15 protein-coding genes are annotated in these 15,701 nt (G+C 65.3%); 7 read left to right on the plus strand and 8 right to left on the minus strand.

Annotated features, from left to right (window positions below; all coding sequences use genetic code 11):
• Nucleotides 1-16: 16 nt before the first annotated feature.
• On the minus strand, nt 17-502 hold the full coding sequence (locus FXN65_RS11295) for a GNAT family N-acetyltransferase (protein ID WP_151133289.1): 486 nt from the start codon (nt 500-502) through the stop codon (nt 17-19).
• Between the two features lie 89 nt (nt 503-591).
• On the opposite strand from FXN65_RS11295, the gene FXN65_RS11300 reads away from it, so the two are divergent.
• On the plus strand, nt 592-1,509 hold the full coding sequence (locus FXN65_RS11300) for a LysR family transcriptional regulator (protein ID WP_151133290.1): 918 nt from the start codon (nt 592-594) through the stop codon (nt 1,507-1,509).
• 36 nt (nt 1,510-1,545) lie between these two features.
• Nucleotides 1,546-2,490: a YeeE/YedE thiosulfate transporter family protein gene (locus FXN65_RS11305; protein WP_151133291.1), complete on the plus strand. Its 945-nt coding sequence runs from the start codon at nt 1,546-1,548 to the stop codon at nt 2,488-2,490.
• 165 nt (nt 2,491-2,655) lie between these two features.
• On the opposite strand, the gene FXN65_RS11310 is transcribed toward FXN65_RS11305, so the two are convergent.
• Nucleotides 2,656-3,471: a gamma-glutamyl-gamma-aminobutyrate hydrolase family protein gene (locus tag FXN65_RS11310; RefSeq protein ID WP_151133292.1), complete on the minus strand. Its 816-nt coding sequence runs from the start codon at nt 3,469-3,471 to the stop codon at nt 2,656-2,658.
• A gap of 323 nt (nt 3,472-3,794) precedes the next feature.
• Nucleotides 3,795-4,709, minus strand: a complete 915-nt coding sequence (locus tag FXN65_RS11315; protein ID WP_151133293.1) for a LysR family transcriptional regulator — start codon at nt 4,707-4,709, stop codon at nt 3,795-3,797.
• A 157-nt stretch (nt 4,710-4,866) separates the two neighbouring features.
• Here FXN65_RS11315 and FXN65_RS11320 point away from each other — a divergent pair, with 157 nt between their 5' ends.
• From FXN65_RS11320 to FXN65_RS11335, 4 genes are all read left to right on the plus strand, one after another.
• On the plus strand, nt 4,867-6,192 hold the full coding sequence (locus tag FXN65_RS11320) for a nucleobase:cation symporter-2 family protein (RefSeq protein WP_151133294.1): 1,326 nt from the start codon (nt 4,867-4,869) through the stop codon (nt 6,190-6,192).
• A gap of 37 nt (nt 6,193-6,229) precedes the next feature.
• Nucleotides 6,230-6,736, plus strand: coding sequence for a nucleoside deaminase (locus tag FXN65_RS11325; protein WP_151133295.1), 507 nt, complete (start codon nt 6,230-6,232; stop codon nt 6,734-6,736).
• Nucleotides 6,733-7,092 (plus strand): hydroxyisourate hydrolase, encoded by a 360-nt coding sequence (locus FXN65_RS11330; RefSeq protein ID WP_151133296.1) that lies wholly within the window; start codon nt 6,733-6,735, stop codon nt 7,090-7,092. The genes FXN65_RS11325 and FXN65_RS11330 overlap by 4 nt, the downstream gene beginning before the upstream one ends.
• Nucleotides 7,093-7,348: 256 nt before the next feature.
• The gene (locus FXN65_RS11335; protein ID WP_151133297.1) at nt 7,349-8,446 is read left to right on the plus strand and encodes a DUF1615 domain-containing protein; all 1,098 of its coding nucleotides are present in this window, start codon (nt 7,349-7,351) and stop codon (nt 8,444-8,446) included.
• 7 nt (nt 8,447-8,453) lie between these two features.
• Here the strand turns inward: FXN65_RS11335 and FXN65_RS11340 are convergent, their stop codons facing one another.
• A complete protein-coding gene (locus FXN65_RS11340; protein WP_151133298.1) occupies nt 8,454-8,810 on the minus strand; it encodes a 5-carboxymethyl-2-hydroxymuconate Delta-isomerase in 357 nt (118 codons plus the stop codon).
• 58 nt (nt 8,811-8,868) lie between these two features.
• Nucleotides 8,869-9,795, minus strand: coding sequence for a LysR family transcriptional regulator (locus FXN65_RS11345; RefSeq protein WP_151133299.1), 927 nt, complete (start codon nt 9,793-9,795; stop codon nt 8,869-8,871).
• A gap of 200 nt (nt 9,796-9,995) precedes the next feature.
• Between FXN65_RS11345 and FXN65_RS11350 the strand changes: the two genes are divergently transcribed.
• Nucleotides 9,996-11,576 carry an aldehyde dehydrogenase (NADP(+)) gene (locus tag FXN65_RS11350; RefSeq protein WP_151133300.1) on the plus strand — a complete coding sequence of 527 codons (1,581 nt, stop codon included), beginning with the start codon at nt 9,996-9,998 and terminating at the stop codon, nt 11,574-11,576.
• A gap of 69 nt (nt 11,577-11,645) precedes the next feature.
• Here the strand turns inward: FXN65_RS11350 and FXN65_RS11355 are convergent, their stop codons facing one another.
• From FXN65_RS11355 to pdxR, 3 genes are all read right to left on the minus strand, one after another.
• A complete protein-coding gene (locus FXN65_RS11355; protein WP_151133301.1) occupies nt 11,646-12,905 on the minus strand; it encodes an MFS transporter in 1,260 nt (419 codons plus the stop codon).
• A gap of 51 nt (nt 12,906-12,956) precedes the next feature.
• Entirely contained in the window at nt 12,957-14,024 is a 1,068-nt protein-coding gene (locus tag FXN65_RS11360) for a sugar phosphate isomerase/epimerase family protein (protein ID WP_394351291.1), read from the minus strand.
• 126 nt (nt 14,025-14,150) lie between these two features.
• Nucleotides 14,151-15,647 carry a MocR-like pyridoxine biosynthesis transcription factor PdxR gene (gene pdxR, locus FXN65_RS11365; RefSeq protein WP_151133302.1) on the minus strand — a complete coding sequence of 499 codons (1,497 nt, stop codon included), beginning with the start codon at nt 15,645-15,647 and terminating at the stop codon, nt 14,151-14,153.
• Nucleotides 15,648-15,701: the final 54 nt, after the last annotated feature.

Genomic DNA, 15,701 nt, shown 5'->3' on the forward strand with positions numbered 1-15,701 from the left:
GAACGGATACGGGGCGTCAGCCGTTGCTTTCGGCGAACTCCCGCAGGGCATCGCCATCCAGGCGGTAGCGAATCCATTCGTCCTGGGGCAGGGCGCCGATGGAGCGGTAGAAGTCGATGGCGGGCTGGTTCCAGTCCAGCACGCTCCACTCCAGGCGGCCGCAGTCGTTGGCGCGGGCTTCACGGGCGATTTCCCTCAACAGCTGGCGGCCGGCGCCGATGCCGCGTTGCTCCGGCGTGATGTAGAGGTCTTCCAGGTAGATGCCGTTGCGGCCCAGCCAGGTGGAGTAGCTGTAGAAGTACACGGCGTAACCGATCGGCTGCCCGTCCTTCAGGCAGATCAGCGCGCGGGATGGCGCGTTCTCGGCGAACAGGGTACGGCGGATGTCTTCGGCGCTGGCGATGACCTCGTGGCCGGCCCGCTCGTACACCGCCAGTTCGATGATGAAGTCGAGGATCTGTTGGGCGTCTTCTGGCCGGGCGGGGCGGATCGAGAGGGTCACGGGCAATCTCCATGAAGGGGTGAGGCAACCATGCTAGTGCCTTTGCTAGAGTGCATGAAGTGCATTTATATCATTGCAAAGTGAAAGGTATGCATTCCGCTCTCCGTCGTCTCGATCTCAACCTGCTGCTCGCCTTCGACGCCCTCTACCGTCACCGCAGCGTCACCTCGGCGGCCGCCGAACTGGCCATCAGCGCCTCGGCCTTCAGCCATGCGCTGGGGCGGCTGCGGGAGGCGCTGAACGACGAGCTGTTCATTCGCCAGGGCAACCGCATGCACCCGACCCACCGTGCCGAGTTGCTGATGGAACCGGTGGCCAGCGCGCTCAAGACCCTCGCCGAAGGGCTGGGCCAATGGGAGCCTTTCGTTCCTGCCTTCAGCCAGCGCACCTTCACCTTCGCGGCTACCGACTACACCGCCTTCGCCTTGCTGCCGGCCCTGATGCAGCGCCTGCAGATGGAGGCGCCGGGCATTCGCGTGCGTCTGGTGCAGTCCGAACGCAAGGTCTCCATCGAGGACCTGGCTAGCGGGCGCATCGACTTCGCCCTTGGCTACAGCGAGGGGCGCGACCAGTTGCCCGGTGGCGTGGAAGTGCTCGACTGGCTGACCGACCGCTACCTGGTCATCGCCCGCCGCGGTCATCCGCGCGTACGCGGCACCCTGGACCTCGTCGGCTACCTGGCCGAGCGGCACGTGGTAGTGACACCCTGGAACGAATCCAGCGGCGCCATCGACCACGTGCTGGAGGGCATGGGCCTGCAGCGTGAGGTGGCGGTGCAGCTGCCGACCGTGATGGCCGCGCCCTTCATCGTCGGCAGCACCGACCTGCTGATGACGGTGCCCGGCCACGCTGCCCGCACCCTGCAGCAGGTGGCCGGGGTCGAGCTGTATCCTGCTCCCTTCGAGATTCCGCCCTACGCGCTACGGCTCTACAGCCACGCCAAGTACGCCCGCAGCGACGCCCATGCCTGGATGCTGGAACAGCTGCGTTCGCTGCGGGTCCGCTAATCTTGGCGTAAGACCCGGCCTGCGGAGGGCAAGGGCGTGATCCTGCTGGCGAGCGTGTTTCTGGCCCTGCTGATGGGCTTTGCCGTGCAGCGCGGTGGCACCTGTCTGGTGGCCGCGCTGGAAGAGGTGGTGCACAGGCGCCGCTGGGCGCGCTTTCGTGCGTTGCTGGAAACGTCCCTCTGGGTGCTGGGCGGCTTCGTCCTGCTGCGCGCCCTCGATCGTCTGCCCATGGTGCCCATGGGGTTTCCGCTGCACTGGCATGCCGCGCTGGGCGGCGCCTTGCTGGGTGTCGGTGCCTTCCTCAATGGCGGCTGTGCGTTCGGCGTGGTGGCGCGGATCGGCTCCGGGCAATGGGCCTGGCTGGCGACGCCCCCGGGGTTTCTCGCCGGCTTCGGGCTGGCCGGGAACGGCCTGGGCATGACGTCGGCGATGCCGGTGGCGATTCCCGAATGGATGCAGCAGGTGCCCATCGGCCTGGTGCCCCTGATCATCGCGGCACTGGTGGCACGGTTGGGCTGGCTGGCGTGGAACCGCTACAACGGCTCGACCGATGTTTCCCTCTGGTCGCCGCATCATGCCACCATCGTTCTGGGCGTCAGCTTCCTGTTGCTGTTCGTCTGTGTCGGCGCCTGGTCCTACACCGACATCCTCGCCGAGCTGGCCACCGGACGCTTCATGGAGCTGGGCTTGCGCGGCCTCCTGCTGCCGGCAATGTTCACCGGTGCGCTGCTGGGGGGCTGGAGCGCCGGGCTCTGGGAGCACCGCTGGCCCAGCCCGCGCGCCCTGGTGAAGTGTTTCTGCGGCGGGGTGCTGATGGGCGTGGGGGCAACCCTGGTTCCGGGCGGCAATGACAGCCTGATCCTGTTCGGCATGCCGCTGCTCTGGCCCAACGCCTGGCTGGCTTTTGCCTGCATGTGCGTGGTGGTGGTGGTGACGCTCTGGCTGTCGGAGCTGGGAAAGGGGCAGCGCGCCAGGTCGTAGGGTGCGCTGTGCGCACCGAGTGCGGAGTGAGGCTCGGCACCACTGCAAGCTGCTGGTGCATGCGGTGCATCTTATATCGTCAGCCCGCAATGCCAGCGGGTCTTGAACTTTTCACCAGAAATGAAAAAGCCCGGCGATGGCCGGGCTTTTTCATGAACGGGTGGATCAGGCTGCGTGGTCGAACGCCTTGCCTTTGGCCTTGCGCTCTACCTGCTTGCGGCAGGCCTCACCGAAGGCTTCGAAGATCTTCACCGAATCGGGGTTCTTCGCCGCCTGCCATTCCGGGTGCCACTGCACCGCGAAGAGGAAGGGCGAGAGGGTCGGCGCGTGGATGGCTTCCACCAGACCGTCTTCGGCCCGTGCGATGGCTTCGATGCCCTTGCCGAGGGTTTTCAGGCCCTGGCCGTGCAGCGAGTTCACCTGGATGGTGTCGGTGCCCAGAACCTTGTGCAGCCAGCTGTTCTGATCCACACGTACGCTGTGTGCCGGGGCGTACTGGACGTCCACCGGGTCTTCCGGGTTTTCGCGATGGTCGTTGAAGCCGGCCTCGGAATAGACCTTCTGGTACATGTCGCCGCCCAGGGCGACGTTGATTTCCTGCATGCCACGGCAGATGCCGAAGATCGGCAGGCCGCGCTGGATGGCAGCACGAATCAGGGGCAGGTCGAAGAGGTCGCGATCCTTGTCCTGACCTTTCTCCGGAGTCAGGTTTTCCTGGCCGTAGAGGGTCGGGTCGATGTTGCTGCCGGCACCGGTGAGGTAAACGCCGTCAGCCATATCGAGGTACTGCTCGAGGTCTTCGGTGCCGCAGCAGGTGGGCACGAGGACCGGTACACATTCGGAGATCTCTACCAGCGGCACGATGTACTTGTGGGTCATCACCTGGTAGTCGTGGCCCTTGCGTTCCTGGGCGCCCATGGACATCAGGACGACCGGTTTACGAGTGGTCTGTTTCTTATTGCCAATGTTGCTGTTGGACATATTTCACCTTGGGACAGGCTCAGCCTATCGTTGCTGTGCAGGCGCGCCAGTGCGGTTTGGGGCTACCTGAGATCCCGAGCACTGCCGGCAATCGTCGGGGCGATTTCCGGTCGGGACCTGCTATATAGCCTGCCAGAGCCGTTTAATATGTCAAACGAGGCTGACGAAAAACGTAAAAAATAATGGCCGATTTTTATCGATTTCTATTAGATAAGTTATTGATATTTATGGATATTATTGTTCTTAGAAAAATATTTTTCGGTTCAGCATCTAAAACGAGTGTTCAGAATGCTGGACTTTTGGCCTGAGCGGGAAGCCCTGACCTAAAGCGTCGTCGCCTTGCCCTGGCTGTCCAGCTCGAACACCTTGTTGCGCATCAACCGCTCCTTCAGCCAGCGCTTGGCCTTGCCGCGACCCTGGCGACGTGGCCAGAGCAGATCCACGCCCACCAGCCAATCCGTGTGCGGATAGGCAGCCAGCTGCAGCTCCACCAGGTCACCGCTGGCCAGCTCACGATGGATCAGTTGGCGTGGCAGGGTGGCCCAGCCGAGCCCCGCGCGCACCATTTCCAGCAACGCCATATAGCTTTCCGCCTGCCAGAGCTGGGGCGCGCGCAGGTATTCACTGCTGGGCAGCTTGCTGGCATGGGCGCTGAAGGCCAGGCGGCGATGGGCGTGCAGGTCGGCGAAGCTGACCTGGGACAGCTGCGCCAGCGGGTGGGCGGGGTGGGTGACGTGCACCATGATCAGCTTGCCCAGTTGCTGGAACTCCAGTTCCCGCGGGTATTCCGGCTGGGAAAAGGCGATGCCCATTTCCACTTCGCCCTTCTGCACCATGCCGGCGACGTCGCCGTACACCGGGTGGCGGACGACCAGGTCCACATAAGGAAAGGCCTGTTCGAATTCGCAGAGCACCGGCATCACGGTGTTGTAAGGCACCTCGATGGCCAGGGTCAGGCTCGGCTCGGTTTCCTCCGTCAGGCTGTCGGCGTGGCCTTCCAGGGCCAGGCAGCGTTCCAGCACCGCTTCGGCTTCCAGCAGCAGCTTCTGTCCGGCCGCGGTCAGCGCGGGAATACGTGTGGAACGGTCGAACAGCTCTACCCCCAGGTCCGCTTCCAGATTGGCGATGGCGGCGCTGATGGTGGATTGGGTACGCCCCAGCCGGCGCGCAGCGGCCGAGAAGGAGCCTGCCTGGGCAACAGTGACCAGCACCTGCAACTGATCCAGTGAAAACCGCATGGCCAATCTCTCGCAATCCATCGATGGAAGCGATGGTTATTCATTTGTTCCATCGTGAGCAAGCGGAGATCATTCACCTCAGCCAGCACTGCCTCCTCGAATCGCTGGGCAACCCACACCCCATAAGAAGAACACGTTGCTTTGCAGGAGAACTTCCATGAGCCATCCCCATCCGGTGGACCAGCTGCTTCCCGTTCGCCAACTCGTCACCTACGGCCTGCAACATGTGCTGGTGCTCTATGCCGGCGCCGTGGCCGTGCCGCTGATCCTCGGCAGCGCCCTTGGCCTTTCCACCGCTGAAGTGGTGTTGCTGATCAACGCCAACCTGCTCACCTCGGGCATCGCCACCCTGATCCAGACCCTCGGCTTCTGGCGCTTCGGCGCCCGCCTGCCGCTGGTGCAGGCCTGCTCCTTCATCGCCTTGGCGCCGATGATCATGATCGGCAAGGCCTACGGGCTGACCGAGGTATTCGGCGCGGTGATCGCCGCCGGGGTCATCACCATTGCGCTGGCGCCGGTGTTCAGCCGCCTGCTGCGTTTCTTCCCGCCTGTAGTGATTGGCAGCCTGATCACCATCATCGGCATCTCGCTCATGCCGGCGGCGGCCATCTGGCTCGGTGGCGGCAACCCCGGCGCGGAAGATTTCGGCAAACCTGCCAACCTGCTGCTGGGCCTGGCCACGGTGGCCATCACCCTGGTGATCCATGCGCGCTTTTCCGGCTTTGTCGGCAACCTCAGCGTATTGATCGGGCTGTTCGCCGGTAGCCTGATTGCTGCCGCCTTCGGCATGACCGACTTCAGCCGGGTAGGGCAGGCGGCCTGGTTCGAACTCTCCGCACCCATGGCCTTCGGCGCACCGCAGTTCTCCCTGACCCCCATCCTGATCATGACTCTGGCGATGCTGGTGATCATGGCCGAGACCACCGGCAACTGCCTGGCCATCGGCAAACTCACCGGCCGCACCATCACGCAGCGCACCCTGGGCGATGCGTTCCGCGCCGATGGCCTGTCCACCATGATCGGCGGCTTGTTCAACAGCTTCCCCTACAACGCCTTCACCCAGAACACCGGCCTCATCGCCCTTTCCAACATCAAGAGCCGCTTCGTGGTGGCTGCCGCCGGCGGCCTGATGATCCTCATGGGGCTGTTCCCCAAGCTGGGCGCGCTGATCGCCGCCGTGCCCACCCCGGTGCTGGGCGGCTGCGCCATCGTGATGTTCGGCATGACCACGGTGGCCGGCATCCAGGAGTTGTCGCGAGTGCGCTTCGAGGGCACTCGCAATGCCCTGGTGGTGGCTGTGTCGGTGAGCGTCGGCGTGCTGCCGATGTCCTTCCCGGCCCTGTTCGAGCACTTCCACGGCGCCCTGCGTCTGGTGCTGGAGAGCGGCATCTTCCTCGGTGCGCTGAGCGCCATCGTCCTCAACCTCCTGCTTAACCGGGAGGAAGCCGCCAGCCAGGGTGATGCTGCCGAGCTGGCCGACTGATTCGCGCATTCGCGCCTTTACTGCCAAGGAGCTATCCATGACTTTCAGCAACCTCGTTCCTGCCGGCGTCAGCGAACTCGACCTGGAACTGCTGCGCCTGTCCATCCGTCTCTCCGAGGAGTCCCGCGAGCGCGGCCGCCATCCGTTCGCCGCGCTGGTGGCCGACCGCGACGGCAAGGTGATCGCCCAGGCCGGCAACAACTCCATGCCGCCCGAAGGCGACCCGACCCAGCACGCCGAGCTGGCGGCCGCCGCCCTTGCCGCCAAGGCGTTGAGCCCGGAAGAACTGGCCCAGTGCACCCTCTACACCAGCGCCGAACCCTGCTGCATGTGCGCCGGCGCGGTGTACTGGACCGGCATTGGCCGGGTGGTCTACGCGCTGTCGGAGCATGCATTGCTCGGCCTGACCGGCGCCCATCCGGAGAACCCCACCTTCTCCCTGCCGTGCCGCGAGGTGTTCGCCCGTGGCCAGCGTGAGATCGCGGTATTGGGGCCGATGCTGGAGTCCGAGGCTGCTACCGCCCATGAAGGCTTCTGGTCATGAATGGCGGCATCTCCATCCACGTGGTGGACGTGGCCAGCGGCAGCGTGGCCGAAGGGCTGGAGGTGCGCCTGGAGCGGCTGGAGGGCGCGGACCGCGAGCTGGTCTGCGCCGGCCGCATCGGCGGTAACGGCCTGCTCACCGAGCTGGCGGGGCTGGCCGAGCGCTGCCGTCCCGGCGTCTACGAAGCCCGACTGCGAGTGGCGGATTTCTACCGCGCGCGGGGGATGCAACTGCCGGAACCACCGTTCCTCGATGAACTGGCCTACCGCTTCGGCATCGGTGAGGCCGCCCAGCACTACCACCTGCCGTTCAAGCTCACTGCCTGGGGTGTTTCCTGTTTCCGTGGCGGCGCCTGATTTCCGCGCTTTTCCGTAGGTTGGCGCTGAGCGCTGCGAAGCCCAACCTGCGGCAGGACTGCATCCTGCTTGGAATGAATTCGCCCTTACAGGATTGCGACAAGGGATGGCTGGGAGTCGCCCCTCTCCCGCTGGGAGAGGGGCCGGGGGGAGGGCATGTTTCATGCCCCGCCGAATCGCTACCTGAAATCCATTCGCGCCGCAGCTGTCTTTCATGCCATGTTTCGCCGGCATGAACCGCAAGGCAGCCCCTTTCATGAGCAACCTCGTTACCCGATTCATCACCCTTTCCACGCTTCTGACTCTCGCCGCCTGCGGCACCCAGCGCCCGCAGGAACCGGTGCTGCGGCCTGCCGAGGTGCGCGCCAAGGTGGTCAAGCTGATGCCGGCCAAGGTCCCGGACCGCCAGGGCTGGGCTGCGGATATCCAGGCTGCCTTCGCCGCCCAGCACATTGCCCCCACCGACAGCAACCTGTGCGCCGTGCTGGCGGTTACCGAGCAGGAATCCACCTACCAGGTGGACCCGCCCGTACCGGGGCTGGCAAAGATCGCCCGGCAGGAAATCCTGCGCCGCGCCGGTGGCCTGCATGTACCGGCCTTCGTGGTGAATTCCGCGCTGAAGATCGACTCACCGACGGGCAAGACTTACGACCAGCGCCTGTCCGCCGCACGCACGGAGAAGGAACTGAGCGCCATCTTCGACGACTTCATCGACATGGTGCCCCTGGGCCGGAAGCTGTTCGGCAACTTCAACCCGGTGCACACCGGCGGCCCCATGCAGGTGAGCATCGCCTTCGCTGAAGCCAACGCGAAGGACTACCCGTACCCGGTCAAGGGTTCCATTCGCCAGGAAGTCTTCACCCGACGCGGCGGCATGTACTTCGGCATCGGTCACCTGCTGGGCTACCCGGCTCATTATCCGAAGCCGCTGTACCGTTTCGCCGACTTCAACGTCGGCTGGTACGCCAGCCGCAACGCCGCCTTCCAGAACGCCGTGAGCCTGGCTTCGGGCATTCCCCTGCAGCTGGATGGCGACCTGGTGATCCACGGCTCCAGCAAGGCGGGCTCCACCGAACTGGCGGTGCGCGCCCTGCAGAAACAACTGGAGCTCAGCGACTCGGCCATCCGCCGGGCGCTGCTCAAGGGCGACAGCCTGGCGTTCGAGGAAACCGACCTTTACGAGCGCGTCTTCGCCCTGGCCGAGAAGATCGAGCGACGCAAGCTGCCTCGCGAAGTGATGCCGGGCATCGACCTGAAGAGCCCGAAGATCACCCGCAAGCTCACCACCAAGTGGTTTGCCGAGCGGGTGGACGGCCGCTACCAGAGCTGCATGAAGCGCGCTGCAGGCAAGTGATCGCGGCCTAGAGGAAGGCCTTGGAGTAGGTGCTGCGTTCCATATCCTGCATCTGCACGCTGAGCTGCACATCCAGGCCCTCGGGTTTGGTGAAGGTCTGTTCGAGGGCTTCCAGCACGCCACGGGAGAGCGCCTGCTTGACGTTCTCTGGACGGCCCGACAACAGCCACAGTGTGACATGCACGAAGCCCCGGCCCTCGCGTGCGGTACCGACCCTGAACTGGTCGTGGCGCACGGCGCGGCTCTTGATGTCCGCTTCGGAGAAGTGGCCGGTGTCGGCCAGGAATTCGTTGCAGGCGGCCAGGGTGGCGGCGGCATCGAAGCCGGGGAGGTTGGCGCTGTACTCAATGACGAGATGGGGCATGGGACTTTCCTGTTCTTGAGGTTGCAGTGGTGTTCCGGTCGCCTCAGGCGCCCGGTTGTCAAGTGCTTTCGGCCTCCAGCGCCTGCCACAGCAACTGTGCCGGTGCCGATAAGGGCGCGCCCCGGCGCATCACCAGCGAGAAGGGCTCGCTGTGGGAATGCAATTCCAGGGGCAGGCAGGCGAGGGTGCCGAGGTGGATGGCGCCGTCGGCCACTTCCCCGGGCATCAGGGCGATCAGCTGCGGGTTCTGCCGCAGCAGCATCACCGTGGCCAGGGTCGATGCGGTTTCCAGCGGGTAGCGCGGGAACTCCAGCCCCGCCTGGCTGAACTCGCGCTCCAGTACCAGACGCATGGGCATGTTCGCCGGATACACCACCCAGGGGTAGGCGGCCAGCTCCGTCAGTTCCAGCGATTCGGCGCCGGCCAGCGGGTGAGCGGGGTTGGCCATGACTCGCAGGGTCTCTCCGCAGAGCACCTGTGCATCGTAGGCGTCCGGCCGGGGGCTGACACTGGTGCGGCAGACGGCCAGGTCCAGGCGACCCTGGTCGATCAACCCCAGCAGGTGGGCGCTGGTGTCTTCCACCACCTCCACGGAAAGCTCCGGCTGTGTCTCCCGTAGCCGCCCCAGGCTGCGCGTCAGCAGCGGCACCGCGCCCATTACCGCGCCCACCGAAATACGCCCGCCCTGGCCCTGGAGAATGCCGATCATCTCTTCCCGCAGGTGCGCAAGGTCAGTGTGGATCAGCCGCGCGTAACGAATGGCGCAACGGCCCAGGTCGTTGGCCTCCAGGCCCTGGCTGGTGCGGTTGAACAGGCGCATGCCGAAGGCCGCTTCTATCTCGTTCAGTGCCTTGGTGGCGCCAGGCTGGGTGATGGCCACCTGCTCGGCGGCCTTGTGCAGCGAGCCCTGTTCGTCCAGGGCGATGAGCAGACGCAGCTGTTTCAGGCGCAGGCGGGAAACCAGGGCGGGGAGGGAAGCGATCATGGGGGATGACCAAAAGTTATCGCGCAATCAGAGGCACTCATTAGGCAGACCTCCGGGAGATTCGTAAAGTCCCGGCCAACATCCAGCAACGAGCTTCATCGCCCTGAATCTGATCCCGTTCGAGTGTGCTGCCGGCCAGCGCCAGGTGGTCGGACCGAGGGTGAGCAGGCACAACAGCCCACGAGGTCAGGGAGACGAGCATGACCCTCATCACCGGTTTCAACTTCATCGCCGGCGGTCGCAGCGCCAACGGCAGCGTCACTGTACAGAGTGTCGATGCCACCAGCGGCGAAGCGCTGCCCTACAGCTTCCACCAGGCCACCGAAGCCGAAGTGGACGCCGCCGCCCGCGCCGCCGAAGCGGCCTATCCCGCCTTCCGCAACCTGGCCGCCAGCCGCCGCGCCGAATTCCTCGACGCCATCGCCGACGAGCTGGACGCCCTGGGCGACGACTTCATCGCTATCGTCTGCCGCGAAACCGCACTGCCTGCTGCTCGCATCCAGGGCGAACGCGGCCGGACCAGCGGCCAGATGCGCCTGTTCGCCAGCGTGCTGCGCCGGGGCGATTTCTACGGTGCGCGCATCGACCGCGCGATGCCCGAGCGCAAGCCGCTGCCGCGCGCGGACCTGCGCCAGTACCGCATCGGCGTCGGCCCGGTGGCCGTGTTCGGCGCCAGCAACTTCCCGCTGGCCTTCTCCACCGCCGGTGGCGATACCGCAGCCGCGCTGGCCGCCGGCTGCCCGGTGGTGTTCAAAGCCCACAGCGGCCACATGGCCACCGCCGAATGGGTGGCCGACGCCATCGTCCGCGCCGCCGGGAGAACCGCCATGCCGGCGGGCGTGTTCAACATGATCTACGGCGGTGGGGTAGGTGAATGGCTGGTCAGGCACCCGGCCATCCAGGCGGTGGGCTTCACCGGCTCACTGCGCGGCGGCCGTGCCCTGTGCGACATGGCTGCAGCGCGCCCGCAGCCGATCCCGGTATTCGCCGAAATGAGCAGCATCAACCCCGTGCTGCTGCTGCCCGACGCACTCAAGGCCCGTGGCGAACAGGTAGCCGCCGAACTGGCTGCCTCCGTGGTATTGGGGGCAGGGCAGTTCTGCACCAACCCGGGCCTGGCGATTGGCATCCGCTCGCCCGAATTCGTCGCCTTCCTCGAACGTTTCACCGCCCTCATGGGCGACCAGCCGGCCCAGACCATGCTCAACGCCGGTGGCCTGAGGAGCTACTGCCACGGCCTCGAAAACCTCCACCAGCACCCCGGCGTCAGCCACCTGGCCGGCGCTCGGCAGGAAGGCAACCAGGCCCGTGCCCAACTGTTCAAGGCCGACGTGAGCCTGCTGCTTGAAGGCGATGAACTGCTGCAGGAAGAAGTCTTCGGCCCTGCCACCGTGGTCGTCGAAGTGGCCGACAAGGCTGAACTCATCCGCGCGCTCCGGGGCTTGCGCGGCCAGCTCACCGCCACCCTGATCGCCGAACCGGCAGACCTCGCCAGCTTCGGAGAACTGACCAGCCTGTTGGAACAGAAGGCCGGCCGCCTGCTGCTCAACGGCTACCCGACCGGCGTGGAGGTCTGCGACGCCATGGTCCACGGCGGCCCGTACCCGGCCACCTCCGATGCGCGCGGCACCTCGGTCGGCACCCTGGCCATCGACCGCTTCCTGCGCCCGGTGTGCTACCAGAACTACCCCGACGCGCTGCTGCCGGATGCGCTGAAAAACGCCAACCCGCTGGGCATCCAGCGGCTGGTCGACGGCGTGGGGACGCGGGACGCGATCTGACGCAGGGCTTCAGGCGGCCGACAAAACAGGAAAGCCGGCCAGACGGCCGGCTTTCCCATGGCGCAGAGTTTATGCGAGGGATTCACCGGATGCGCTGGCGACACGCCTGTTCACCGAGCGTTGCAGCAGGCTGGAAACCAGGAAACCGATTACCGCCAGCACGCTCATCAGCGTGAACACGTAGGTGTAGCCCTGTTCGCCCGGATAGTGGTCGAGCAGCGCGCCGTAGATGATGTAGGCGAACATGCCCGGCGCGTAGCCGATCAGGCAGCCGATACCGAAAGCCGAGCCGCTGATTCGCGAGGGAATCCCCACTTCGCTCATCGGTGCCCAGAACACACCGCGCATGGTGAATACCACCAGGGCGAAGGACAGCGTGGCGGCCATGCCGGCATAGATGTAGCTCTCGCCATGGGGGATGCTGAAGATCACGACCATCAGCGGCAGCAGCGCGAGGAAAGCCCACTTCAGGTAGCGGCTCGGGCTTTTCAGCCCCTTGTCGGCGATGAAGCCGCCAGCCGGCCCGCCCAGCACCTTGAGGAAGTACTGGTTGATGATGCCGTAGGCGCCGACCAGGGCCACCGGCAACTCGTACATGTCCTTCAGGTAAGGGATGAAGTAGGTCAGGCCGCAGTAGACGATGTAGACCATGAACACGTTCAGGCTCACCAGCCAGATGCCTGGCATGCGCACCGCTTCCATCAGGCCGGCAAGGCCGATGGGTTCGCGGTTGCCGTTCGCCTGGCGCGCGTCCCTGAGCAGGAACAGCGTGAGCAGGCCGACAACGATATCGATCCCCGAATAGAACAGGATGGCGGCCTTCAGCCCGGCGGCGCCGGAGCCCAGGGCGACGAAAACCCCCAGGGCCGAGAAGGCCACGAGCGTATCCACCACGCCACGGCCGCCTTCGAGGAAACCGAACATGCGTCCCTGTTCACCGTCATCGCCGAGGTTGCGGATGGCCTTGAGCAGGGAAGGCCAGAAGATGCAGTCGGCGCACACGGCCAGCAGGGAGAAGACGATCAGGAGCTGGCTGTAGCCGGGGAAGCTGGCCAGGTACAGGCCCAGCGCACCGGTGCCGACCAGCCCGAGGGGGATCAGCTTGCGTGTTTCGAAACGGTCAGCCAGGAAGCCGCCTACCACGAACAACGCCGTGGCGATGATGGCGTTCGCACTGAGCAGGGTGCCGATCTCGGTATGGGTCAGCCCCATGTGTTCCTGCATCGGGATGTAGAAGGCGTCCTTGAGGTTCGCCAGTTTGTAGATGGTCCCGCCACCGAGGACGAGAACCAGGAAACGGAGCCATTTGGCTTTGTTCTGTGCTGTCATTGTTGTTCTCCACAGCTTCCAGAGTTGTCGAAGGGCCGATTGCGCGGCCGGTCAGATGCGTTCTGCGTCGTCCAGCGTCAGTTCGGCCAGCAGGCGCAGCTCGGCCAGCAGACCGCGCACGTACCGCACCTGGTTGTTGGCCCAGCGATGCTCGTCGGCGAGCATGCGTTCGAGGCTGTAGCCCGGCGGCAGCGGTGTCTCGCTCATCTCGCGGTAGGGGATGAAGGGATCGGCGTCTTCGCTGGTCTGCCGGAAAGCCGGCGCGATGTAGTGGTTCTCCTGCTCGAGGATGAAGGCCACCACCTGGGGAGCGGTTTCGCCCAGCAGCAGCAGTTCCAGCAGCATGCGCGCGCCCGGCAACTGGTCATCGGCGCCGCCCTGGAGCACACCGTAGTGGCCAAAGCCGTTCTGCTCGGGAACCACGCGCACACCCTTGAGATGCACCTGGCGGATGAAGGGGGCGAGGCTGGCCAGGGCCGGCAATGGCTGTTCGCAGGCGTTGATCATGTTGCCGAAGTCGAACAGCGCATTCAGGCGCGGGTGACCCACGCGGCGGAGCAGGGTGGCGATCTCGATGCTCTTGAGTTCCTCGTGCTGCTCGAAGTCGAAGTTGAGCTCGTGCTCGTCGGCCAGCTGCGCCAGGCGCCGCAGGTCTTCTTCGATCAGGTCCATCACGCGCGAAAGGTGGCCCTCATAACGGGAGTAGACGCGGATATTGCGGCTGCCGATGGCACGGGCCACGGCCACGGCCTGATCGACGTCCTCGGGCAAGGTGCTGCTGATCTCCACATGCACGTCCAGTTCCAGCGCGCGGGCCTTGTCGGCGAAGGCCGCGAGGCGCTCGGCGGTCATGCGCGAAAGGCTGTTGTGCTCGCCGTCCAGCAGGTGCAGCGAGAGACCGTCGAGCTCATGCCGGTAAGCGAAGTCGAGCATGTCTTCGGGGGTGACACGCCCCTGGGTGAGGTTGGTCAGCAGCGGATAGCCGTGGGCGAACAGGCGCATGCTGTCCAGGCGTTCCAGGAGGCGGCGGGCAAGGTCGGGGGTGAGAAGCGGGGGCGCGCTGTCCGCCCCGGCGTTATGACTCAGCAGGGCGGCGAATCGGGCTTGGATAGCGTTCATTATTGTCATTCCTGATAGCGGCGCCGGGGTGGCCGGCGGTGCTTTTATCGCTCCGGAATGGCGCTATTCCTATGACCATTATTGTTTAGTTCATATAGCCACTTTGGCCGCCTGCTCGGCGCATGCTCAAACTCGCATGCCGATGGCGCGCAGGGCCTGGACGAACTCCTGCACACGCTGCTCAGCCTGCGTTTCCGGTGTGGCAGCGAAGCCCAGCAGCAACCCCGGTGGCAGGTAGTGGCGGATGCAGTAGTCGCGGAGGGCGTAGGTGTAGACCTGATGGTCGGCGAGTCCGCGCGCGAGGTCGTCGTCGTCCATCTTCTCGGGCAACCAGCCCATGAGGTGCAGGCCGGCTTCCACCGGCGTGACGGACAGGAAGCCGCCCAAGTGGCGCTGCAGCGCCTCTACCAGGCATGCCTGGCGCGCCTGGTAGAGGTTGCGCATGCGACGGATGTGACCAAGGAAGTGGCCATCCAGCATGAAATCGGCGGTGGTGGCCTGGTGCAGGGTGGAGGGACTGCGGTCCATGACCGCCCGAATGGCGCAGAACGGCTCTACCAGATCCTCCGGGAGGATCACGTAGCCCAGGCGCAGCGAAGGGTAGAGCACCTTGCTGAAGGTGCCGACGTAGATGACCTTGTCCCACTGGTCCATGGCGTAGAGCGCCGGCAGGGGACGGCCGACGTAGCGGAATTCGCTGTCGCAGTCGTCTTCGATTATCCAGCCCTGGCTGCGCCCGGCCCAGTCGATCAGCTCCTGGCGTCGCGCATAGCTCATGGTGGTGCCAAGCGGGTGTTGGCGCGAGGGGGTGGTGAAGGCCAGGCGCGCCTCCGGGCATTCGCGCAGCCCCTGCATCACGTCCAGGCCCTGGTCGTCGATTCGCAGGGGTACGAGCTGACAGCCCAGCGCCTGGAAGGCGATACGCGCGGCGATATGGCCCGGGTCCTCCATCCATACGCTGTCACCGGGGTTGAGCAGCAGCATGCCGAGCAGATTGAAGGCCTGCTGGGCGCCAGAGGTGATCACCACCTGGTCCACGCTGCACTCGATGCCACGGGCGTCGGCCACATACTCGACGATCGCCTCGCGCAGGCGCAGCAGGCCCTTCAGCTCGCCGTAACCGAGCTCCGTCTTGCCCGGTTTGCGGAGGTGGCGGTTCATCATGCGCTTCCACACCAGCATGGGAAACGCGTCGTAGGCAGGGTGGCTGGGCAGGAAGGAGGTCGGACAGTCCGGCGCCCAGGCGCTGTAGGACATGCCGCTGAAATGGTCGCTGCGCAGGGAATGCACAGCCTGGCTCATGCTGGACAGACGTGGTGGCTTGCGCGGCTTGTCGGCGGCCGCGTCGCGGCCTTCCCACTCATCGCCGACGTAGGAACCGGCACCCGTCCGTGATGCCAGGAAGCCCTCGGCGGTCAGTTGGTCAAAGGCATTGAGCAGGGTGATGCGCGACAACCCCAGTTCCTTGCACAGGGTCCGTGTCGAGGGCAGGCGGGTCCCGCCGGGCAGTCGGCCGGAGAGGATCTGCTTGCGCACCTGCAGGTAAAGCTGGCGATAGAGCGGCACAGGACTGGAACGGTCCAGCTCGATGCCGGTCAGCAACATGCCACCGGGGGTTTTCATCCAGGGTCTGCCTTGTAGCGGAAAGCACGACGGGAAATGAGCGTGCATATTCTG

Source organism: Pseudomonas lalkuanensis (genome assembly GCF_008807375.1).
GTDB classification, from domain to species: Bacteria; Pseudomonadota; Gammaproteobacteria; order Pseudomonadales; family Pseudomonadaceae; genus Metapseudomonas; species Metapseudomonas lalkuanensis.